Origin of the sequence: Ideonella sp., assembly GCF_036277275.1 — a bacterium.
Taxonomy (GTDB): Bacteria; Pseudomonadota; Gammaproteobacteria; order Burkholderiales; family Burkholderiaceae_C; genus Ideonella.
The window spans coordinates 19,226-41,143 of the sequence record NZ_DASUNH010000121.1 but is presented as its reverse complement, the minus strand read 5'-3'; the positions used below and the strand labels follow the sequence as shown (position 1 = coordinate 41,143).

The 21,918-nt window shown below is 67.2% G+C and carries 21 protein-coding genes and 1 tRNA gene; 13 read left to right on the top strand and 9 right to left on the bottom strand.

The features are described from left to right. The 6 genes from VFY73_RS20275 to VFY73_RS20250 all read right to left on the bottom strand — a co-directional run. Positions 1-1,800 (bottom strand): ribonucleoside-diphosphate reductase subunit alpha (locus tag VFY73_RS20275; protein ID WP_329722164.1); only part of this gene is annotated, 1,800 nt, incomplete at its 3' end. 534 nt (positions 1,801-2,334) lie between these two features. Further along, positions 2,335-2,901, bottom strand: coding sequence for a 1,6-anhydro-N-acetylmuramyl-L-alanine amidase AmpD (gene ampD / locus VFY73_RS20270; RefSeq protein ID WP_329722162.1), 567 nt, complete (start codon positions 2,899-2,901; stop codon positions 2,335-2,337). Then, the gene (locus VFY73_RS20265; protein WP_329722160.1) at positions 2,898-4,388 is read right to left on the bottom strand and encodes a sigma-54 dependent transcriptional regulator; all 1,491 of its coding nucleotides are present in this window, start codon (positions 4,386-4,388) and stop codon (positions 2,898-2,900) included. Before VFY73_RS20265 ends, ampD begins: the two co-directional genes overlap by 4 nt. 45 nt (positions 4,389-4,433) lie before the next feature. Then, positions 4,434-6,317, bottom strand: a complete 1,884-nt coding sequence (locus VFY73_RS20260; protein WP_329722158.1) for a sensor histidine kinase — start codon at positions 6,315-6,317, stop codon at positions 4,434-4,436. Between the two features lie 10 nt (positions 6,318-6,327). After that, the gene (locus tag VFY73_RS20255) at positions 6,328-6,564 is read right to left on the bottom strand and encodes a PP0621 family protein (protein WP_329722156.1); all 237 of its coding nucleotides are present in this window, start codon (positions 6,562-6,564) and stop codon (positions 6,328-6,330) included. Next, positions 6,561-7,373 carry a cytochrome C assembly family protein gene (locus VFY73_RS20250; protein WP_329722154.1) on the bottom strand — a complete coding sequence of 271 codons (813 nt, stop codon included), beginning with the start codon at positions 7,371-7,373 and terminating at the stop codon, positions 6,561-6,563. Before VFY73_RS20250 ends, VFY73_RS20255 begins: the two co-directional genes overlap by 4 nt. A gap of 69 nt (positions 7,374-7,442) precedes the next feature. Here VFY73_RS20250 and ffh point away from each other — a divergent pair, with 69 nt between their 5' ends. Beyond that, entirely contained in the window at positions 7,443-8,834 is a 1,392-nt protein-coding gene (gene ffh / locus VFY73_RS20245; RefSeq protein ID WP_329722152.1) for a signal recognition particle protein, read from the top strand. Between the two features lie 37 nt (positions 8,835-8,871). Next, the gene (locus VFY73_RS20240; RefSeq protein WP_329722150.1) at positions 8,872-9,555 is read left to right on the top strand and encodes a DUF2726 domain-containing protein; all 684 of its coding nucleotides are present in this window, start codon (positions 8,872-8,874) and stop codon (positions 9,553-9,555) included. A gap of 20 nt (positions 9,556-9,575) precedes the next feature. Here the strand turns inward: VFY73_RS20240 and ftsY are convergent, their stop codons facing one another. After that, positions 9,576-10,856: a signal recognition particle-docking protein FtsY gene (gene ftsY, locus VFY73_RS20235; RefSeq protein ID WP_414654500.1), complete on the bottom strand. Its 1,281-nt coding sequence runs from the start codon at positions 10,854-10,856 to the stop codon at positions 9,576-9,578. 76 nt (positions 10,857-10,932) lie between these two features. On the opposite strand from ftsY, the gene VFY73_RS20230 reads away from it, so the two are divergent. The 7 genes from VFY73_RS20230 to VFY73_RS20200 all read left to right on the top strand — a co-directional run bounded on the left by VFY73_RS20230 (position 10,933) and on the right by VFY73_RS20200 (position 16,937). Further along, a tRNA-Met gene (locus VFY73_RS20230) sits at positions 10,933-11,009 on the top strand. A 100-nt stretch (positions 11,010-11,109) separates the two neighbouring features. Then, entirely contained in the window at positions 11,110-11,907 is a 798-nt protein-coding gene (gene hpaI / locus VFY73_RS20225) for a 4-hydroxy-2-oxoheptanedioate aldolase (RefSeq protein WP_414654499.1), read from the top strand. 17 nt (positions 11,908-11,924) lie between these two features. Beyond that, positions 11,925-13,004: a tartrate dehydrogenase gene (locus tag VFY73_RS20220; protein ID WP_329722146.1), complete on the top strand. Its 1,080-nt coding sequence runs from the start codon at positions 11,925-11,927 to the stop codon at positions 13,002-13,004. A gap of 50 nt (positions 13,005-13,054) precedes the next feature. Next, entirely contained in the window at positions 13,055-13,831 is a 777-nt protein-coding gene (locus tag VFY73_RS20215; protein ID WP_329722144.1) for a ferredoxin--NADP reductase, read from the top strand. Positions 13,832-14,101: 270 nt separating this feature from the next. Then, entirely contained in the window at positions 14,102-15,145 is a 1,044-nt protein-coding gene (locus VFY73_RS20210; RefSeq protein WP_329722142.1) for a M35 family metallo-endopeptidase, read from the top strand. 200 nt (positions 15,146-15,345) lie between these two features. Beyond that, positions 15,346-16,374, top strand: coding sequence for a M35 family metallo-endopeptidase (locus tag VFY73_RS20205; RefSeq protein WP_329722140.1), 1,029 nt, complete (start codon positions 15,346-15,348; stop codon positions 16,372-16,374). Positions 16,375-16,406: 32 nt separating this feature from the next. Beyond that, a complete protein-coding gene (locus tag VFY73_RS20200) occupies positions 16,407-16,937 on the top strand; it encodes a hypothetical protein (RefSeq protein ID WP_329722138.1) in 531 nt (176 codons plus the stop codon). Here the strand turns inward: VFY73_RS20200 and VFY73_RS20195 are convergent, their stop codons facing one another. After that, positions 16,938-17,672, bottom strand: coding sequence for a siderophore-interacting protein (locus VFY73_RS20195; RefSeq protein WP_329722136.1), 735 nt, complete (start codon positions 17,670-17,672; stop codon positions 16,938-16,940). 111 nt (positions 17,673-17,783) lie between these two features. Here VFY73_RS20195 and VFY73_RS20190 point away from each other — a divergent pair, with 111 nt between their 5' ends. The 3 genes from VFY73_RS20190 to miaB all read left to right on the top strand — a co-directional run bounded on the left by VFY73_RS20190 (position 17,784) and on the right by miaB (position 20,205). Beyond that, complete coding sequence (locus tag VFY73_RS20190) at positions 17,784-18,269, top strand: MarR family winged helix-turn-helix transcriptional regulator (protein WP_329722134.1); 486 nt, start codon at positions 17,784-17,786, stop codon at positions 18,267-18,269. Between the two features lie 119 nt (positions 18,270-18,388). After that, on the top strand, positions 18,389-18,814 hold the full coding sequence (locus VFY73_RS20185; protein WP_329722132.1) for a hypothetical protein: 426 nt from the start codon (positions 18,389-18,391) through the stop codon (positions 18,812-18,814). A 26-nt stretch (positions 18,815-18,840) separates the two neighbouring features. Further along, positions 18,841-20,205, top strand: coding sequence for a tRNA (N6-isopentenyl adenosine(37)-C2)-methylthiotransferase MiaB (gene miaB, locus VFY73_RS20180; RefSeq protein WP_329722130.1), 1,365 nt, complete (start codon positions 18,841-18,843; stop codon positions 20,203-20,205). Here miaB and VFY73_RS20175 read toward each other — a convergent pair whose 3' ends face one another. Further along, a complete protein-coding gene (locus VFY73_RS20175; RefSeq protein ID WP_329722128.1) occupies positions 20,206-20,484 on the bottom strand; it encodes a hypothetical protein in 279 nt (92 codons plus the stop codon). It lies immediately after the preceding gene. 107 nt (positions 20,485-20,591) lie between these two features. Here VFY73_RS20175 and hemA point away from each other — a divergent pair, with 107 nt between their 5' ends. Next, positions 20,592-21,911 (top strand): glutamyl-tRNA reductase, encoded by a 1,320-nt coding sequence (gene hemA / locus VFY73_RS20170; protein WP_329722126.1) that lies wholly within the window; start codon positions 20,592-20,594, stop codon positions 21,909-21,911. The last annotated feature ends 7 nt before the right edge of the window (positions 21,912-21,918 follow it).

Sequence of the window (21,918 nt, the reverse complement as noted above, 5' to 3'; positions counted from 1 at the left end):
AAGGTTGCAGACCGCGATCTCGGTATCGCTGGTGTTCAGCGTGATCTCGGTGCACAGGTTCGAGCTGTGCACGACGCCGATGTGCTGCTGCGGCGAGCGCACGTTGCAGGCGTCCTTGAAGGTGATCCAGGGGTGGCCGGTCTCGAACAGCATCGAGAGCATCTTGCGCCACAGGTCTTTCGCCGGCATGCGCTTGAACAGCTTGATCTCGCCGCGGTCGACCTTCGCTTCGTAGGCGACGTAGGCCTTTTCGAACTCGGCACCGATCTTGTCGTGCAGGTCAGGGCAGGTCGACGGCGAGAACAGCGTCCAGTCGGCACCTTCCATCACGCGGCGCATGAACAGATCCGGGATCCAGTTCGCGGTGTTCATGTCGTGCGTGCGGCGGCGGTCGTCGCCGGTGTTCTTGCGCAGCTCGAGGAACTCTTCGATGTCCAGGTGCCAGGTCTCCAGGTAGGCGCAGACGGCGCCCTTGCGCTTGCCGCCCTGGTTGACGGCGACCGCCGTGTCGTTGACCACTTTCAGGAACGGCACCACGCCTTGGCTCTTGCCGTTGGTGCCCTTGATGTACGAGCCCAGCGCGCGGACGTTGGTCCAGTCGTTACCCAGGCCGCCGGCGAACTTCGACAGCAGCGCGTTCTCTTTCAGCGCTTCATAGATGCCGTCCAGGTCGTCGGCCACCGTCGTCAGGTAGCACGACGACAGCTGCGAGCGGCGGGTGCCGGCGTTGAACAGCGTCGGCGTCGACGACATGAAGTCAAAGGTCGACAGCACGTTGTAGAACTCGATCGCACGCGTCTCGCGGTCGATCTCGTTCAGCGCCAGGCCCATCGCGACGCGCATGAAGAAGGCCTGCGGCATCTCGATGCGGGTTTCTTCGATGTGCAGGAAGTAGCGGTCGTACAGCGTCTGCAGGCCGAGGTAGTCGAACTGCAGGTCGCGGTCGGCGTTCAGCGCGGCACCGAGCTTGGCCAGGTCGAACTGCATCAGCTTCTCGTCCAGCAGCTCGGCTTCGACGCCCTTCTTGATGTACTTCGGGAAGTACTCGGCGTACTTCGCGACCATCTCGCCTTGCATCACCTCGCCACCGATGATCTCGCGACGGATCGTGTGCAGCAGCAGGCGCGCGGTGGCGCGGGTGTAGGCCGGGTCTTGCTCGATCAGCGTGCGGGCGGCCAGGATGGCTGCCTTGTAGACCTCGTCGATCGGCACGCCGTCGTACAGGTTGCGGCGCGTCTCGGCCAGGATCGGCTCGGGACGAACGTCTTCACCGAGGCCCGCGCAGGCGGACTCGACCAGGGCTTGCAGGCGCGCTTCGTCCAGCGGCACGCGCTGGCCTGCGTCGATCACGTGCAATGCATGGGCCGGTGCCGCCACCGCAGTCGGTGCCTGCTTGGCTCGCTCTTGCGCGCGGCGCTCGCGGTACAGCACGTAGGCACGCGCCACTTCGTGGTGGCCGCTGCGCATCAAGCCCAGCTCGACCTGGTCTTGCACGTCTTCGATGTGGAAGGTGCCGCCGGCCGGGCGCGAGCGCAGCAGCGCACGCACGACCGTCTCGGTCAATGCGTCCACCGTTTCGCGCACGCTCGCCGAGGCCGCACCCTGCGTGCCATGCACTGCCAGGAAAGCTTTCATCAGCGCGACCGCGATCTTGTTCGGCTCGAAGGCCACGACCGCACCATTGCGGCGAATCGTCTGGTAACCCTGGTAGGCATTGGGCAGGCTGCCCGCAGCGTTGGGTGCGGTGGCCGGCCGCGCCGGGACGGCGGCATCGGTGCTGATGGGAGCAACGGCTTGCATGGAATCCCCTTGTTTGAATATGCAGCGGTGAATATGCGGACCTTGAACCCGCGCCGGCAAACCCCTTCCACGCCGGCGACGGCGATGCCTCGTGCCTGCACCGACCAGGCCGTCAGGCCTGCCGGCAGCGCGACACGAGGTTCATCGTCGTCGGTGCTTGTGACCCCGAGGTCTCGGGGCAGAAGAGGATGCCGGAGTCTGTGACGGCTGTTCCAAGCGCCCGGTCATGCGGGCGTTCAACAAGCCAGAGACAACAGACATGGGCTTTTGAAAGTGCCGAGAGGTTAGCACGAAAGCACACTATAGCTAGCGTCACCAGGCGCCACAAGCACTACCTATAGTGTGGTGTGGAATGAATTACCCTCTTGACGATTGGCACCTGCCTTGATCTTCGAGCACCAGCACCAGACGCATGTCAACGTGATGACGGCACGAGCCCGCATGGTTTCGAGCGACACGAAAGCAAGGCCAGTATTCATGCGGGCTGCGCGGCCAAACCACCGCCGAGGCCGCATCGGCATTGAGGTGGCGGGCTCAGGTCGGCGGCGCGGGAAATCGGTCGGCGCGCCAGCCCAGGCGCCCGATCAGCCCCGCCCAATCGAAGCCTGGACCGGGATCGCGCTTGCGGGCCGGTGCCACGTGTTCGTGTCCCGCCACATCGAAGCGGCCGTACCTCTTTTGCAGGACACGCAGCAGCGTCACCAGCCGCTCGTACTGCGCCGCCTCGAAGCGATCCCCTTCGAGCCCCTCGAGCTCGATGCCGATCGAGTAGTCGTTGCAGTTGTCGCGCCCGCGCCAACGCGACACGCCGGCATGCCAGGCCCGCTGATCGCAGGACACGAACTGCTGCAAGCGGCCATCGCGGCGGAGAAAGAAGTGAGCCGACACCTGCAAGCCGCGCAGCTCGGCGAACGCAGGGTGGGCGTCAGGATCCAGGCGGTTGGTGAACAGCTGCTCGACTGCGTCACCCCCGTACGTTCCGGGCGGCAGGCTGATCGAGTGCAGCACCACCAGCGAGACCTCGGCAGGCGCCGGGCGCGGCCCGAAATTCGGCGACACGATGGCGCGCGCGCCCGACCACCAGCCGTCGACCCAGCTCACGCGTGTTCGGCGCCGTGGTTGTTGTCGCCGCCGTGGCTGTCGCCGCCCTCGGTGATGCCCAGCCGCGCCATGCGGTAGCGCATCTGGCGCAGCGACAGGCCGAGCCGAGCCCCGGCTGCCGTGCGGTTGAAGCCATGCTGCTCCAAGGCCCGCACGAGGATCGCGCGCTCGACCTCGTCGAGGTGACGCGCCAGATCGTTCGGCAACACCAGCTCGTTGTCTGCCGCTGCACCCGACACCGCAGGCACGGTGGCCAACTCGGCACTCAGCGAGCCGGCCTCGGTGTCACCGCCGCTGTCCTGCAACACCGCCTCGGGCAGGCCCAGGTCTTCAGCGTCCAGCAGGTCGCCGGGCGACAAGGCCACGGCGCGGTGCAGCAGGTTCTCCAGTTCACGCACGTTGCCCGGAAAGGGGTAGTGCGTCAGGCGCTCATGCGCGGCGGGCGTCAGTCGAGGTGCTGGGCTGACCCCGGCGTCGCGGGCGATGCGGTCCAGCAGTGCCAGGCTGATGGAATGGAGATCGCCGCGGCGCTCGCGCAAGGGCGGTACGTCGATGCGGATCACGTTCAAGCGGTAGAACAAGTCCTGGCGGAAACGCCCGGCGGCAACTTCGGCCACCAGATCCTTGTGGGTCGCGCTGACGATACGCACGTTCAGCGGCACTTCGGTCACCGCACCGAGTGGCCGCACCGCGCGCTCCTGGATCACACGCAGCAGCTTGCTTTGCATCGCCAGCGGCAGGTCGCCGATTTCGTCGAGGAACAAGGTGCCGCCGTTGGCGGCCTGGAAGAAACCGGCACGGTCTTCGGTGGCCCCAGTGAAAGCGCCCTTGCGGTAGCCGAAGAACTCGGCCTCCAGCAGGTTCTCGGGGATCGCGCCGCAGTTGACCGCGACGAACGGCTGACCGGCGCGCGCACTGACCTCGTGGATGGCCCGCGCGACCAGCTCCTTGCCGGTGCCGGACTCGCCCTGCACCAACGCTGGCGCCATGCTGCGCGCGACCTTCTCGATCAGCTCCTTGACCTGACGCATCGCGTCCGAGCCACCGACCAAGCGCGCCAACGGCGCACTCGCGGCCGGCACGCCGGGTCTAGGCGCAGCCGTCGGCGCGGCCCGGCCCAAAGCGCTGGCGACCACGGCGCGGAATTGGCGCAGATCCACCGGCTTGGTCAGGTAGTCGAAGGCGCCGGCCTTCAATGCCTCGACCGCATTCTCGGCCGAGCCGTAAGCGGTGATCACGATCACCTTCTCCGGCCGCTTCGCCTGCTCCAACCGGTGCATCAGCTCCAGCCCTGAGCCATCAGGCAAGCGCATGTCGCTGATGACCAAGCGGAACACGCGTTCCTGCAGCCGCGCCCAGGCCTCGGCCACGGTGGACGCGGTCTCGACCTCATGGCCTTCGCGCAGCAGCGTCAGTTCGTACAGGGTCAGCAGATCGGGCTCGTCGTCCACGACCAGCACACCGCCCGCAGCAAACGATTCAGTCATGACAACCTCTGGCCCATCGAGAGCGGTATGTTGATTCAGGCAGCGTCACAGGTGCAGCCTTCCTTCGGCCGCCACCGCGTCACGCTGCATCACCACCTGGAACAGATTGGTGTGGCGCTCGTCGGGGCGACGCAGGTAGTCGATGCTGGCGCCATGGCGTTCGCACAGCTCGCGACATATATAAAGGCCCAGGCCGGTGCCGCGACTGCGGGTGGAATGGAACGGTTCGAACAGGTGGGGCTCGACGTCGGCCGGGATCGGATCACCATCGCTCGCCACGGCCAGCCGCACGAACGGGCCGTCGAGCGCTTCCAGGATCACCAGCACCGCCCCCGCCCGGTCACTCGCATGGCGCAACGCGTTCTCGAGCAGGTTGATCAGTACGCGACGCAAATGGTCAGGGTCGAAGACAGCGCCCAGCGGCTCCTTCGGCAGCATCACGCGCAACCGGCTGTCGCCGCCCAGCACCAGGCCCTCGGTGCGCGCCCATTCGGCGCAGATGGCCGCTACCTCGGCCGTCGCATCGATGGTGCGCGAAGGCGACATGCTCCCGGGAGCGGCTTCCATCACGTCGTCGACGATCCGGCGCAAGCGCTCGACGTTGTCGGCCACGATGCGGACCAGGCGCTGCTGGTCGGGCCGCAGCACGTCTTCCTGCAGCAGTGCATTGGCCTGCGAAACCGCCGCCAGAGGGTTGCGAATCTCGTGCGCGATGCCGGCCGAGATGCGGCCCATCGCGACCAGGCGCTCCTCGCGTTGGCGGGCCAGCACGGTGCGCAGCTCCTCCATGAACAGCACGCCCAGCACCTCGTCGGTCGCGCGGTCCGGCGTGGCGGCGCCGTTCAAACGCACACCACGCGTGAAGCGCGCGCGCACACGAATCGAGCGCGGCGTTTCACCCGCATAGGCCACGGTAATGTCCATGCCCGTCGCCGGCCACTGGCCCGATTCGTAGGCGCCCGCGACAGCTTCCTGCAAGCGCCCCCAGCCCGGCTGGCTGGCCAACGAGAACGGCGCCGGCGGACACGCCCCACGCTCGGACAACAAGGCCCGCGCAGCTGGGTTGGCGGCGCGCACGCGGCCTCGGCGGTCAACCACCAGCACGCCGTCGCTCATCTCGTCGATCACCAACCGGTTCAGCTCGGCCTGCTGCCGCGCCAGCTCGAGGCTGCCACGCGCGGTCCGCTCTTCGCGTGCGAGGCGGCTGGCCATCTGGCCGGCCACCAACACGATGACAAACAGCCCCATGCCGGCCAAGCCGGCCTGAGACAACAGCGGCGTGATGTCGCCCCCGGCCATCGCCCGCTGCCAGGCCGAGGCCAGCAGCAACAAGCTGGCCGCCGCGGCGGTGGCCAGCGCCGGCACGCGCGCACTCAGCACACCCGCCATCAACACCGGCAACACCAGCAACGCCGCGTGATTCAGTGTGGCGTTGGGCTCCAGCCAATGCATCGCGCCGAAGGCGAGCAGGTCCACGCCGACCGTGGCCCACCAGCGCCAGCGTCGCCGGCCGACACCCGAGGGCCGATCGTCACCGGCAGTCCACAGCCGCAGCACCATCGCCTGCAAGGCATAGGCGCCGCACAACATCAGCACCAGCGACGGGCCGCGGCCGCCGAACAGGTCGATCGCCAGCTGCGCCAGCACCAGCGTCATGCCCAGCGCCGCGCGGGCGGTCAGGTAGGTCCGGTAGACGCGTTGGTGGGCGCTGTGGTCGGCACTGACCAGGCGCCTGGCCTGTCGCGACAGGAAGCTGCTGTCGTCACCGGCGGTGCCAGAGTGGTCGGCCCAGCGGGGATCGATCGTCGAGCCGCCCTCCAGGGCGGAAGGCTCGCCGAAGCCCAGGGCCTCGAGCCAGGACTCGCCGCCACCCGTGGCAGGGGCGCTGCCGGTCGACTGCGTGCGGCGGGCGCTGTCTTTGGACGCCATCAGCGGTCCATCAGCCCGACGCCCCCGGCCCCAGCCGGCGATGCTCGACGCTGCAGTAGTGACGCCCTCCCTCGCCTTCCAGCGCATCCGGCCGCGGCAGGTGCAGGCCGCAATGCGCGCAAGACACCATGGCCTCGGGGCCTGGTGTACGCCGCCGCTGGGACGCGGCGCCACCGCCGCGGCCCTTGCCGAACCACAGCATCAGCGCGATCACGACGATCGCGATCGTGAGCAGCCACTTGATCATGCGGGAGCGCGCTGCAACACCACCTCGTAGACGAAACGGGTGCCAACGTAAGCCAACAGCAACAACAGCGAGCCGGCGTAAAGCCAGCGCGTGGCCTGGCGCCCGCGCCAACCACGCCACAAGCGGCCGACGATCAGCGCGGCAAACGTGGCCCAGCCAAGCACAGACAGCACGCTCTTGCGGTCCCAGTGCCATTGGCTTCCCGACTGCAGGCCCAGCCACAGCGCCAGCGTGAGCGCGACGAACCCAGCCTCGACGAAACGAAAGGTCAGGCGCTCCAACGTCAGCAGCGGCAAGCCACCGCCACCAATGCTGCCTGAGCCGCCGCCTGGCCCTTTGTGACGAAGCCGCTTGTCGGCCGTATCGAGCAGCACCGCGTGCAGCACGGCCGCCCCGAACAGACCATACGAAGTGATGCCCAGCACCCAGTGCAACGGAGCCCAGCGCGAGTGGGCGATCGCCCGAACCTCACCCGGAAAGACCCAAGCCAGCAACACCGCCAGGGCCCCGGCCAATGCCAGCGTGCGGCGCGCCATCGTCACCGGCAGGAACCGGCTTTCGATCCCATGCACGGCCAGCACCAGCCAGACGGTCAGCGACAGCACCGGCGCAAACCCCAGACGCAAGCCCTGTGCATCGCCGGCCCATACACCGGCACCACTCAGCAGCACCACCGCATGCAGCACCCAGGCCAAGAAAAGCAGTTGCGCCGGCCATCGCCTTTGCGGCGCCGCCGGCAGCAAAGCGCCCAGGTACGCCAGCATGGCCGCCATAGCGCAGAACACCGCAGGGTCAGCGGATAAAATCATGGCCACAGTTTACCGGCGCGTCGCGGGCTCCCAGCAGGGAAAAAGCCCTTCCACACGGCGCGCACACCCATGGCATCCACCCTCACCGACAGACTGTCGCGCCTGGTCAAGACCATGCGCGGCCAGGCCCGCATCACCGAGTCCAACGTGCAGGACATGTTGCGCGAGGTGCGCATGGCGTTGCTCGAAGCCGACGTGGCGCTGCCCGTCGTGCGCGACTTCATCGCCCGCGTCAAGGACAAGGCGCTGGGCCAGGAGGTGATCGGCTCGCTGAACCCCGGTCAGGTGCTGGTGTCGCTGGTCCACAAGGAACTCGCCGCGACGATGGGCGAGGGGGTGGCCGACATCAACCTCGCCGCACAACCGCCGGCGGTCATCCTGATGGCGGGCCTGCAAGGCGCCGGCAAGACCACCACCACCGCCAAGCTGACCAAGCACCTGATCGAGAAGCGCAAGAAGAAGGTGCTGACGGTCTCGGCCGACGTCTACAGGCCGGCCGCGATCGAGCAGCTGAAGACGGTGACCAAGCAGGCCGGCGGCGAGTGGTTCCCTTCCACGCCCGACCAGAAGCCGCGTGACATCGCGCTGGCCGCGATCGACTACGCAAGAAAGCACTACTTCGACGTGCTGCTGGTCGACACCGCCGGCCGCCTGGCGATCGACGAAGCGCTGATGGCCGAGATCCGCGAACTGCACGCGACGCTGAACCCGGTGGAGACGCTGTTCGTCGTCGACGCGATGCAGGGCCAGGACGCGATCAACACCGCCAAGGCCTTCAAGGAAGCGCTGCCGCTGACCGGCATCATCCTGACCAAGCTCGACGGCGATTCGCGCGGCGGCGCGGCGATGTCGGTGCGGCAGATCACCGGTGCGCCGATCAAGTTCGCCGGCGTGTCGGAGAAGATCGACGGGCTGGAGGTCTTCGACGCCGAGCGCCACGCCGGCCGCGTGCTCGGCATGGGCGACATCGTTGCGCTGGTCGAAGAGGTGCAGAAGGGCGTCGACCTCGACGCGGCGAAGAAGCTGGCCGACAAGGTCAAGTCAGGCGACGGTTTCGACCTGAACGACTTCCTGTCGCAGATCAGCCAGATGAAGAAGATGGGGGGGCTGGGTAGCCTGATGGACAAGCTGCCCACCCAGTTGACCGCCAAGACTGGTCAGGCCGACATGGACCGCGCCGAGCGCGACATGAAGCGCATGGAGGGCATGCTCAACGCGATGACCGCGAAGGAGCGACGCCAGCCCGCGCTGCTGCTCGACGGCAAGACCAAGGCCAGCCGCAAGCGCCGCATCGCCCAGGGGGCTGGCGTACAGATTCAGGATGTCAACCGCATGCTCAATCAGTTTGAGCAGATGCAGGGCATGATGAAGAAGATGAAGGGCGGCGGCCTGATGAAGATGATGAAGCGCATGGGCGGCATGAAGGGCCTGGGTGGCATGGGCGGCCTCGGCCCCCGTTGATCCACACCTCCCCGCCACCACCACAGGATTTGCTCAGATGTATCTGTTGATCGGAATCTTGATCGCCGTGCTGGTCGTCGGCGGCGCCGCAGCGATGATGTGGGACAAGCAGCGCAAGGCGAAAGCCAAGGTCGCCAAGCAACGCGTTGTCGAAGCCCGTGACACCGTGGCCGACTGGCCGCCGACCGCCACGCGCATCCTCAGCGTGCCAGAGCGCCAGGCCTATGAAACGCTGGTGAAGGCACTGCCTGGCAACCTCGTTCTGGCGCAAGTGCCGCTGTCGCGCTTCATGCGTGTGCCGACACGCTACTCGTATGGGGAGTGGCTCAGCCGAGTCGGCCAACTGAGCGCCGACCTGCTGGTCTGCGACGCCACGTCCGAGGTGCTCGCCGTGATCGAAATACGAGGCGCCGAAGAGAGCCCGCGCAGCATCCAGCGCCACAACCGCATGGTGCGCGTGCTGAAGGCGGCGGGTATCCATGTGCTGGTCTGGCCCGACAACGACATCCCGACACCGACCGCGGCGCGGCATGCCCTGTTCCCGCACGAAGCCCAGAAGGCACGTGAAGAACGCGCCGCAATGGCCGAGCGTGCCGAACGCGCCGCAGCCGTTCCGATCCCGGTGGCCGACGCGCGCGAGCTCGACGAGCCGCTCGAGCCGCCGCCGACGACCTGGTTCAACGACCTGGACGGCACCGGCCGCCCGCCGCGCGACGACTGAGCCGGCGCGCGCCCAGCGCGTCAGCCCAGCAGCGCCTGCGCAAACTCGCGCGCGCTGAAGGTTTCGAGGTCTTCCAGCTTTTCGCCGACACCGACGAAATACACCGGCACCGGCCGCTCGCGCGCGATCGCCGCCAGCACGCCGCCCTTGGCCGTGCCGTCCAGCTTGGTGACGATCAGCCCGGTCAGCTGCAGCGCGTCGTCGAACGCCTTGACCTGGGTCAGCGCGTTCTGGCCGGTGTTGCCGTCGACCACCAGCAGCACCTCGTGCGGCGCGCTCGCTTCGGCCTTGGTGATCGTGCGGCGGATCTTCTTCAGCTCCTCCATCAGGTGCAGCTGGGTCGGCAGGCGGCCCGCCGTGTCGGCGATCACCACATCGGCGCCCCGCGCCTTGCCGGCCACCACCGCGTCGTAGGTCACCGCAGCGGGGTCGCCGCCTTCCTGGCTGACGATCTGGACCTGGTTGCGATCGGCCCAAACCGCCAGCTGCTCGCGCGCCGCAGCGCGGAAGGTGTCGGCGGCCGCGAGCAGCACCGTCTGCTCGGCGTCGGCCAGATGACGCGTCAGCTTGCCGATGCTGGTGGTCTTGCCGGCGCCATTGACGCCGACCACCATCATCACCGTCGGCTGCTGCTCGCCAATCTGCAGTGAGCGCTGCAGTGGCGTCAGCAAGTCGGTCAAGGCATCGGCCAGCAGCGCGCGCACCTCGGCCGGGCTCTCGGCCTTGCGTTCTTTGACGCGGCGCTTCAGGTCGCTCAGCAAGTATTCGGTGGCTTTGACGCCGGCATCGGCCATCAGCAGCGCCGCCTCGAGCTCTTCGTACAGCGCCTCGTCGATGCGGGTGCCGGTGAAGACCTGGGCAATGCTGGAGCCGGTCTTGGCCAGGCCTTGGCGCAAGCGGCCGAGCCAGCCGGCACGCTCGGAGGCGGGTGTCGGCGCAGCGGTAACGGCAGGCGCCGGCATCGGCGCCGAGGGGGCCAACGCGGACCACATGGTCGCGGACGCGGAAGGTGCCGGCATCGGTGCGGGGGTTGGAACAGGCACCGCCGGCATCGGAGCGGACGACTTCGGCGCAGGCGCAGCGTGCGGTGCGGCAACTGGCACAGGCGCCGGTGCGAGCGCCGCCCCAGCCGGTACGACAGGCGGTGCAGCAACCGGGGACGGCGCGACCGGCGTCGCCACCACGGGTGCGGGCGTGGCGACAGCCGGCGCCGCAGCGGGCGTGAAGTCCCGCAGGTCAACCGGGGCGGGGCCTGGTGCCGGAGGAGGCGGAGCGGACTTTTTCTTGAAGAAACTGAACATTCGGTGGCAATGCGAGGCAACTTCGGCGAGGGTGCTTGGCCCACGCCGAGTTCGCTGTATATAATCGAAGGCTGTTGGCGCTTTAGCTCAGTCGGTTAGAGCGACGGAATCATAATCCGCAGGTCCGGGGTTCGAATCCCTGAAGCGCCACCACCATACCAACCCCTTGCCGGTCGCCGCCGATCCGCAAGGGGTTTTTCTTTTGGCGGGTGGTGTACCGTGGATTCCGATGGCGATGCCCGAGGACCCCACGATGTTGAATACCTTCAAGGCAGCACTGGCCCGTCGCGACCGGCGAGTGGGCTTGTGGCTGTCGATGGCCGACGCCTACAGCGCCGAGATCTGCGCCACGGCCGGCTTCGACTGGCTGTTGATCGACGGCGAACACGGCCCGAACGACGTCCTCAGCATGCTCGCGCAACTGCAGGGCGTGGCGCCCTACCCGGCCCACCCGATCGTGCGCTCGGTCAACGGCGACCCGGCGTTGATCAAGCAACTGCTCGACATCGGCGCTCAGACACTGCTGGTACCGATGGTCGACACCGTCGAGCAAGCCACGACACTGGTCGCCGCCACGCGGTATGCCCCGCAAGGGACGCGCGGCGTCGGCGCCGGCATTGCCCGCGCGTCGCGCTGGGGCCTGCAGCGCGACTATCTCGACCACGCCAACGACGAGATCTGCCTGCTGGTGCAAGCCGAGACCGTCACCGCATTGGCCAACCTCGAAGCCATTTGCGCGGTCGATGGCGTCGACGGTGTCTTCATCGGCCCGGCGGACCTGGCTGCATCGATGGGCCAGCGCGGCCGACCCGGCCACCCCGCAGTCCAGGCGGCAGTCGACGATGCCATCCGCCGCATCGTCGCCTGCGGCAAGGCCGCCGGTACGCTGACGGCCGACCCGCAGCTTGCGCGGCGCTATTTCGAGATGGGCGCGAGTTTCGTCGCGGTCGGGATCGACGTGACGCTGCTGGCGCAAGCCACGCGTCGCCTGGCAGCAGAGTTCGGGCTGGGTGAGCCCCCCTCGAACCCGGTCTCGACCGGCCCTTACTGAGTCCTACGGGAGTCCGCATGAGCACCACGCTGAAGATCGCCATCATCCCGGGTGATGGCATTGGCAAGGAAGTGATGCCCGAAGGCCGGCGCGTGCTCGAAGCCGCCGCACGCCGCTTCGGCTTTCAACTGCAGACCACCCCCATCGAGTGGGCCAGCTGCGACTACTTCCTGAAGCATGGCGCGATGATGCCGGACGACTGGAAGACCCAGCTCGTCGATCACGACGCCATCTACTTCGGCGCGGTGGGGTGGCCGGCCACCGTGCCGGACCATGTCTCGCTGTGGGGCTCGCTGCTGAAGTTCCGGCGCGAGTTCGACCAGTACATCAACCTGCGGCCCGTGCGCCTGTTCGATGGCGTCCCCTGCCCGCTGGTCGATCAGAAAGGCAACCCGCGCAGGGCCGGTGACATCGACTTCTTCGTCGTGCGCGAGAACACCGAGGGCGAGTACACCAACCTCGGCGGCGTGATGTACGCCGGCACCGAACGCGAGATCGTGATCCAGGAATCGGTGTACTCACGCCACGGCACCGACCGGGTGCTGAAATACGCCTTCGAGCTGGCGCGCTCGCGCGCTCGCAAGCACCTGACCGTCGCGACCAAGAGCAACGGCATCGCCATCAGCATGCCGTGGTGGGACGGCCGGGCCGACGCGATGCAGGCGCACTACCCTGACGTGTCTGTCGACAAACAGCACATCGACATTCTCAGCGCCCGCTTCGTGCTGCAGCCGACGCGTTTCGACGTGGTCGTCGCGAGCAACCTGTTCGGCGACATCCTGTCCGACCTCGGCCCCGCCTGCACCGGCACGATCGGCCTCGCGCCTTCGGCCAACCTGAACCCGGAGCGCAAGTTCCCGTCGCTGTTCGAGCCGGTGCACGGTTCGGCGCCCGACATCTTCGGCCGCAACATCGCCAACCCAGTCGCGATGATCTGGTCCGGTGCGCTGATGCTCGACTTCCTCGGCCAGCGCGAGGCACACGACGCGATCGTGCGGGCGATCGAGCAGGTGCTGGTCGATGGCCCGCGCACGCCAGACCTGGGCGGCACGGCCTCCACCACCGCAATGGGTGAGGCCATTGCGCGGCTGGTGTAATAGCGAGTCCTCCCCTTGTCACAGCCCTTGCGCGGGCTGGAACTCCCTCCATGAGCGCTTACAGCACTGAAAAGGTCACCCACGTCCACCACTGGAACGAATCGCTCTTCACCTTTCAATGCACGCGCGACGCCGCGCTGCGCTTCGACAGCGGGCAGTTCGTGATGATCGGCCTGATGGTCGACGGCAAGCCGCTGATGCGCGCCTACAGCGTGGCCAGCGCGCACTATGACGAGCGGCTGGAGTTCTTCAGCATCAAGGTGCCCAACGGACCGCTGACCTCGCGCCTGCAGCACCTGCATGTCGGCGACACGGTGCTGGTCGGCCGCAAGGCCCATGGCACCTTGCTGATCCACGACCTGCTGCCCGGCAAGCACCTGTATCTGTTCGGCACCGGCACGGGCCTGGCGCCCTTCCTCAGCATCATCAAGGACCCGGATGTCTACGCCCGCTTCGACAAGGTGGTGCTGGTGCATGGTGTGCGCACCAAGAGCGAATTGGCATACGCCCAGATGATCGAAGAAGAGCTTCCGGGCAACGAGTTCTTCGGCGAAGACGTTCGGGCCAAGCTCATCTACTACCCGACCGTCACGCGCGAGCCGTTCAAGAACCAGGGCCGGCTGACCGACCTGATGCACAGCAACAAGCTGTTCGACGACATCGGCCTGGCGCCGCTGGACCCGAAGGTCGACCGCGCAATGATCTGCGGCAGCCCCAGCATGCTCAAAGACACCTGCGCGCTGCTCGACGAGTACGGGCTGAAGGTCTCGCCACGGCTGGGCGAGCCGGGCGACTACGTGTTCGAGCGGGCGTTCGTCGAGCGCTGACAGCCGACGCGCGTTTGAATCGAGCCGTCGAAGAAGCGAAGGGCCGCTCCCGAGCTTCTTGCTCTCCTTGGGGGCGGGCCGGGTGCAGCCCGGACCTTGGGGCCCGGGCACGTAACACGGCATTTCAATCTCTTCCAAAGACAACGGTCAATAAGCGTCAATGCAAGGGTCAACCCGCTGCGGGTGACCTCGCATGGCTCTTAGATTCCGTGGGCCGCGGCCATGCCCGCTGCGGTATCCATTCAACGTCGTTGTCATTTCGGAGGAGCCATGAACCCAGTTGCCAAGTGGACCATTCCTGCTGCCGCCTTGCTGGCCGCCGCGGCCGCATCGGCCGGGCCGCTCGACAAGCTCGACATCCGCCTGAGTGCCGCCAGCCCGGTGGTGCAAGGCGATGTGAGCGTCGCCGTCGACGTGACCGTCACCAACGTTTCCGGCCACACCGTGAAGGTGCTGAAGCGGTACCTGCCTGAAGAAGAGCTGCACGTGCCGCTGTTCAACGTCACCCGAGAAGACGGCAGCGCCGCGCGCTATGTCGGCCCGATGGTCAAGTGGAACAAGCCGACCGCGTCCGACTACGTGCGCCTGCCGGCCGGCGCCTCGAAGACCTACCGTGTCGACCTCAGCCGCCTGTACCAGCTGGGCAATGGCCGCTATGCGGTCCAGTTCGTCGGCCGCGACGGCGCGGGCGCCAGCGAAGCCTCGTACAAGAACTCGGCACCGCTGACGCTGTGGACCTCAGGCCGCAGCGAAGCCATCGAAGCTGCCGCCGTCGCCGCCGCGGGCGAAGGCACCCAGGCCAACATCAGCTTCACAGGGGGCTGCACGTCATCCGAGCAGACCACGCTGACCAGCGCCGTCGACGCCGCGATCGACTACTCCACCGAGTCGAAGGCCTACATGATGGGCTCGCCGTCAGGCACGCAGCGCTACACCGAGTGGTTCGGCACGTTCACCCAGAAGCGCTGGGACAAGGTGAAGACGCACTTCAAGAAGATCGACTCCGCGTTCAAGAACCAGGCGATCACGCTCGACTGCTCGTGCACCAGCTCGGCCTACGCCTACGTCTACCCGAACCAGCCGTACAAGATCTACCTGTGCAATGCGTTCTGGTCGGCACCGATGAAGGGCACCGATTCGAAGGGCGGCACGTTGATCCACGAGATGTCGCACTTCGACATCGTCGCCAACACAGACGACAACGCCTATGGCCAGTCGGCCTGCCGGAACCTGGCGGACAACAACCCGAGGGCCGCCGTCCAGAACGCCGACAGCCACGAGTACTTCGCGGAAAACAACCCGCAACTGCCCTGAAGCAGCGACATTGAAGTCGTGATCGATGGCAAGCGCCGAAACGGACGCTTGCCATTTCTCCAGAAGAACAAGGTCAACATTGATCAAGGCCGGGGGTCCACCCGATCTCCTGCCATCGATGCGGACTCCGAGACTGCGGCGGCCGCGGCCCACAAGGCCCAGGCAGTGAGTCCAACTGATCAAAACTTCTGGAGAATCCGATGATTCGATTTGCAAGAAGGACAGCACCCACCGCCGCCCTCCTGGCCTGCGCAGGCGCATTCGCCGCGCCGGCCCAGCTCGATGTCCAGCTGAGCACGGCCAACCCGGTGGTGCAGGGAGACGTGGATGTGGCTGTCGATGTCGCCGTGACCAACACGAGTGACCAGGCGGTCAAGGTGCTGAAGTGGCAGCTGCCGTCGCAGCGCCTGCAGGGCCCGCTGTTCAGGATCATCAAGGAAGACGGCACGCCGGCTTCCTATGTCGGCCCGCTGGTCAAGCGTGCCAAGCCGCGGCCAGAAGACTACGTGCGCATCGAAGCCGGCCAGACGCTGAAGTACCGCGTCGAGCTCACCGGTTCGTATGAGCTCGGCAACGGCCAGCACACGATCGAATACGTCGCCCGCGGCCGCCATGGCAGCGAGGCGGTGCTGTCTTCGGCCACGACTCTGCAGCTGTGGACGTCCGGTCGCAGCGCGCCGGCACCGGTGGTCGAGTCGAGCGAGGCCGTGGCTGCCAGCATCACCTACACCGGCGGCTGCACCTCGTCGGAAAAGACCACGCTGGTCTCGGCCGTCAACGCGGCCACCAACTACGCGACCTCGTCCAACAGCTACCTGTCCACGCCCAGCGCCACGCAGCGCTACACCAAGTGGTTCGGCAGCCTCACCACCAGCCGCTGGAACACGGTGAACAGCCACTACGTCAACATCGAGAGCGCGTTCAAGACCAAGCCGTTGACGCTGGATTGCTCGTGCAATGACAGCGGCACCTATGCCTACGTCTACGCCAACTCGCCGTACAAGATCTACTTGTGCGGCGCGTTCTGGAGCGCACCGATGACCGGTACCGATTCGAAGGGCGGCACGCTGGTGCACGAGATGTCGCACTTCACCGTGGTGGCCGGAACCGACGACTGGGCATATGGTCAAAGTGCTGCGGCAAACCTGGCGCGGACCAACCCGACCCGTGCCGTCGACAACGCCGACAACCACGAGTACTTCTCCGAAAACACCCCATACCTGCCTTGACGCGTTGAGGCTCAGAAGGAACCGGTGACCTGATGACGACGAAGCTGACTGCGATCACACTGGCGCTTGCCATGGTCAGCTCGTCGTCTCTTGCCACCTCACCCGCCACTGCGCTGCGCTGCGTTGTTCAGGCACCAGCGCGGGCCATGGTGGGCCAGCCGGTGCTGCTGCGCTTCACGGTGACCAACACCGGCCCCACGCCGCTGCAGGTGCTGCGCTGGAACACGCCTTTCGAGGGCGCCTGGTTTGCGCCTTTCGTCGAAGTGAAGCGCGACGGCAAGGCGCTGCCATTCCAAGGCCCGATGATCAAGCGGGCGGAACCGAGCGCCGAGAACTATCTGCGGTTCGACGCAGGCCAATCCATCGACGCCGAGCTGGATCTGGCCCTGCCCTTCGATCTCTCGAAGCCAGGCCACTACCGCGTGCAGCCACGGTTGCGGTTGATCGATGTGTTCGTCGATACCGGCAGCGAAGCCAAGGCGCCGCGAGCGCGGTCCGAGCACCAGGGCGCAGACCTCGCGTGCCCCGCGGTCGAGTTCAAGCTCGCATCGCCGAAGGGTTGATCAAGCCTCGAGGTTTTCGTGGTGCGCGGTCGCGCCACGCTTCCAGTAGGCCGCCGCGCGGATCGCGCGCTTGTCGTGCCCCTTCTCGTCGACCAGGATGCGGCGCAGCTCGGCCATCTCCGAGGCTTCGCCGGCCGCCCAGACATAGCCTTCGCCGGGCGGCAGGTCCATCGCCTTCAACGCGGCCAGCAAGGCCGGGCCGTCGGTCACCCACGTGAACGCCACATCGGCCTCGCTGGTCAGCACCGGCCGGTCAGCCTCGTCGGGCACCTGCAGCACCACCAGGGCCCTGGCGCCGGCCGGCAACTCTTCGAGCCGCCGCGCAATTGCCGGGAACGCCGTCTCATCGCCGACCAGCAGGTGCCAGTCGTAGTCGAGCGGGATCAGGAACGAGCCGCGCGGGCCTCCGATGCGCACGCGCTGGCCCGGCGCGGCTTGTGCCGCCCAGCCGGCCGCCGGGCCGTCGCCGTGCAGCACGAACTCGAGCGTCAGCTCGCGCGCCGCGTTGTCGAAGCTGCGCGGCGTGTAGTCGCGCCGCGCAGGCTCTTCGGCGCCGGTGTCGATGAAGAGCTTCACATGGTCGTCGAACGACGGGCTGACGAAGTCGGCCAGCGACTCGTCGGTGAAGGTGACCGCGCGCAGGTGCGGCGTCACATCGCGCACGCGCACCACCGTCAGGTCGCGGAATTTCAGTTCATGGCGCACGCGCTGCACGCGGCCGAGGACACTGCTCATGGCGTTGGCATCCCAATTGATTGACAATGTCTCCCATCATCGGAAAACCAATTGACAATGTCAACCAAGAAGCCACAAAGCCCTCAGGTCGGTCCGGCTTTGCCGGGCGACATGCCTTCGCAGGGGGGGCGCTGCGGCCCTGCCCGGCCCCGCGGGCAGGCCGAGGCGACCGGGGACGAGGTGCTGGAGCTGGTGCACACCGTCATGCACCAGCTGCGCTCGCAGCAGTACCAGGCTTTGCGCGATGGCCCGCTGGCGCTGACCCATATGGAAAGCAAGGTGCTGGGCTACTTCGGCCGCCAGCCCGGCGCCACCCAAAGCGATCTGGTACAGCACAGCGGACGCGACAAGGCCCAGTTGGCGCGGCTGATCAAGGGCCTGCGCGAACGCGGCCTGCTGGCAGGCGAGGCCGACGAGGCCGACCGGCGCAACCTGCGCTTGACGCTGACGCCAGACGGTCAGGGCCTGCTGCGCACGCTGCAGCAGCAGACGCGCAAGGTCAATGCGCAGGCGGTGGCGGGCCTGAGCGCCGTCGAGCGTGAACAGTTGCGCAGCTTGCTGCAACGGTTGCGCGACAACCTCGACCGCGAGGCCTGAGCCCCCCACACGACCCGACCACTCGCAAGGCCCGACGACGCTAAAATTCACCCCTTACGCCGGCTGGGCCACTTCTCTTCAGGCCCGACCGATCCTTCCACAGCCACTGGGTCTACACCATGCACCGCTGTGCCGCGAGCGCCTCCACCGGCGCCCCCCGCCGCCTTGTTCTCACCGCCCTGGCTGTCGCCTGTGCGTCCGCCGCCTTGCCGGTGCAATCGCAGGCCCTGATGCGCCGCTTCCCGCGCAATGCCTTGCGTGGCGAGATCGCCTTCGGCGCCTTTCCCGAGATCCTGCTCAACGGCCGCGCGGCGAGCCTGGCGCCCGGCGCCCGCGTGAAGGACCTGGGCAACGCGATTCCGATGCCGGGCGCGCTGGCTGGCAACAAGTACGTGGTGAATTTCACGGTCAACAGCATGGGGCTGGTGCAGGACGTCTGGATCCTGCGGCCCGACGAGATCCGCATGCAGCCCTGGCCACGCACGCCGGTCGAAGCCCAGACCTGGGCCTTCAACGAAGGCGAGCAGACGTGGACGAAGCCATGAACCGGCCGGAAGAAGGAGTTGCCGCGATGACCTCTCCCATCGACAACAAGGCGCCCAAGAAGGTCTTCATCCGCACCTTCGGCTGCCAGATGAACGAGTACGACTCGGACAAGATGGCCGACGTGCTGCGCGCCGCCGAGGGCTACGAACCGACACAGGACGTCGAACAGGCCGACCTGGTGCTGTTCAACACCTGCTCGGTGCGCGAGAAGGCCGCCGAGAAGGTCTTCTCGGACCTGGGCCGCGTCAAGCACCTGAAGAAGAAGGGCGTGCTGATCGGCGTCGGCGGCTGCGTCGCCAGCCAGGAAGGCGCGGCGATCATCGAGCGCGCGCCCTATGTCGACATCGTTTTCGGCCCGCAGACGCTGCACCGGCTGCCGCAGATGATCGCCCAGCGCCAGGCGCAGCATCGGCCACAGGTCGACATCAGCTTCCCCGAGATCGAGAAGTTCGACAACCTGCCCCCGGCCAAGGTCGAGGGTGCGAGTGCGTTCGTCTCGATCATGGAAGGCTGCTCGAAGTACTGCACCTACTGCGTCGTGCCCTACACGCGCGGCGAAGAGGTCTCGCGCCCGTTCGAAGACGTGCTGACCGAAGTCGCCGGCCTGGCCGACCAAGGCGTGAAGGAAGTGACGCTGCTGGGCCAGAACGTCAACGCCTACCGCGGCACGATGGGCGGCACGGCCGAGATCGCCGACTTCGCGCTGCTGCTCGAGTACGTGGCCGAGATCCCCGGCATCGAGCGCATCCGCTACACGACCAGCCACCCGAACGAGTTCACCCAGCGCCTGATCGACGCCTACGGCCGCATCCCGCAACTGGTGAACCACCTGCACCTGCCGGTGCAGCACGGCTCCGACCGCATCCTGATGGCGATGAAGCGCGGCTACACCGCGATCGAATACAAGAGCACGATCCGCAAGCTGCGCGCGGTGCGGCCGGACATCGCAATGAGCTCCGACTTCATCGTCGGCTTCCCCGGCGAGACCGAGGAAGACCACGCGAAGACGATGAAGCTGATCGACGACATCGGCTACGACGCCTCGTTCAGCTTCATCTACAGCCCGCGTCCCGGTACGCCGGCCGCGGCGCTGCACGACGACACGCCGCACGAGGTGAAACTCGCCCGCCTGCAAGCGCTGCAAGCCAAGCTCGAAGAGAACGTGCGCCGCTACAGCGCACAGCGCGTCGGAACGGTGCAGCGCATCCTCGTCGAAGGCCCGTCGCGCAAGAGCGCCGCCGAACTGATGGGCCGCACCGAGTGCAACCGCATCGTCAACTTCGCCGGCACGTCGCGCCTGGTCGGCCAGATGGTCGACGTGACGATCACCGAGGCGCTGCCGCACTCGCTGCGCGGTGAGGTGGTGCTGCGGGAGACCGCGGCCGCCTGATCAGCGCAGGTGGCGCAAGGCGCGCCACCACAGCGCGAGCGACGTGCTGGCCACCAACAGGCCGTAGGTGGCCATGCGGCCGTCGCGGCCGAAGATCACCAAGCCGCCGATCAGTGCCACCGCCCCGGCGGCCATGGCCCACAGGGTCAGACCGCCGAAGGCGACCGAGCGCAGGGCTTTCCACCAGATCAGCTTGCACAGCCCACTGGCGATCAGGCCAACGCCGATGGCGGGGCCGAAGAAATTGGCAAGGTGCCACAGCGCGTCCAGCGGACCCATGGTGTATTGGAGTTGGGAAAAGGCGCGGCTTGCGCTGCGTCAAGCCGCACAGCGGGCATTCGGGCCACCGCCAGCGCCGTGAAAGGCACAAATTTTATAATCGCCCCATGAGTGTCATCGCGCTCGGACTGAACCACACGACCGCGCCCCTGGACCTGCGTGGCCGGTTTGCGTTCTCGCCCGAGCAGTTGCCACTGGCGCTGCGGGCCTTGCGCGAGCAATGGCAGCGCATGTCGCCCGAGGCGGCGATCCTGTCGACCTGCAACCGCACCGAGCTGTACGTAGCCGGTGGCAATGCCGCCCGCGGCCGCGAGCTGGTGCACCCGGCGATCGACTGGCTGGCTGCCCAAGGCGGCGTCGATGGCGGCAAGCTGCTGGCCCACACCTATGTGCTCGAAGGCCGCGAGGCCGCGCGGCACGCGTTCCGCGTTGCGTCGGGCCTCGATTCGATGGTGCTCGGTGAGCCGCAAATCCTCGGCCAGATGAAGGAAGCGGTGCGCGGCGCCAACGAGGCCGGCACGCTCGGCACCACGCTGCACCAGCTGTTCCAGCGTTCGTTCTCGGTCGCCAAGGAGGTCCGCAGCTCGACCGAGATCGGTGCGCATTCGATCAGCATGGCCGCGGCCACAGTGCGCCTGGCTTCGCAGTTGTTTGAAGACCTGCGCCAGACCAAGGTACTGTTCGTCGGCGCCGGCGAGATGATCGAGCTGGTCGCCACGCACTTCGCAGCCCGCGAGCCCAGGCAGATGGCGCTGGCCAACCGCACGCTCGAGCGCGGTGAAAAGCTCGCCAGCCGCTTCGGCGCCCAGGCCATTCGCCTGGCCGACCTGCCGGCGCGGCTGCATGAGTTCGACGCGGTCATCTCGTGCACCGCCAGCACACTGCCGATCATCGGGCTGGGTGCAGTGGAGCGAGCGCTGAAGGCACGCCGGCGACGCCCCATGTTCATGGTCGACCTGGCCGTGCCGCGCGACATCGAGCCCGAGGTGGCGCGGTTGTCTGACGTGTACCTCTACACCGTCGACGACCTGACCGAGGTGGTGCAGACCGCCGGCGAGAAACGCCAGGCCGCCGTCGCGCAGGCCGAAGCCATCATCGACGCCGGCGTGCAGAGTTTTTCGCACTGGCTGGACCAACGCGCCAGCGTGCCGCTGATCCAGGCGTTGAACCAACAGGCCGACGACTGGCGCGCCGCCGAACTGGGCCGGGCGCGAAAACTGCTGGCCCGCGGCGACGACGTCGACAGCGTGCTCGATGCAATGTCGCGTGCGCTGACGCAGAAGATGCTGCACGGCGCGCTGGCCGAGCTGCGCGCGAGCGAAGGCGAAACCCGCCACGCCACGGCCGAATGGGTCTCGCGACTGTTCCTGCGCCAAGCCACGCGCAACCTGGCCGCCGACGAGCCCGGCCCGGGCGACAAGCTGTAGCGACGCG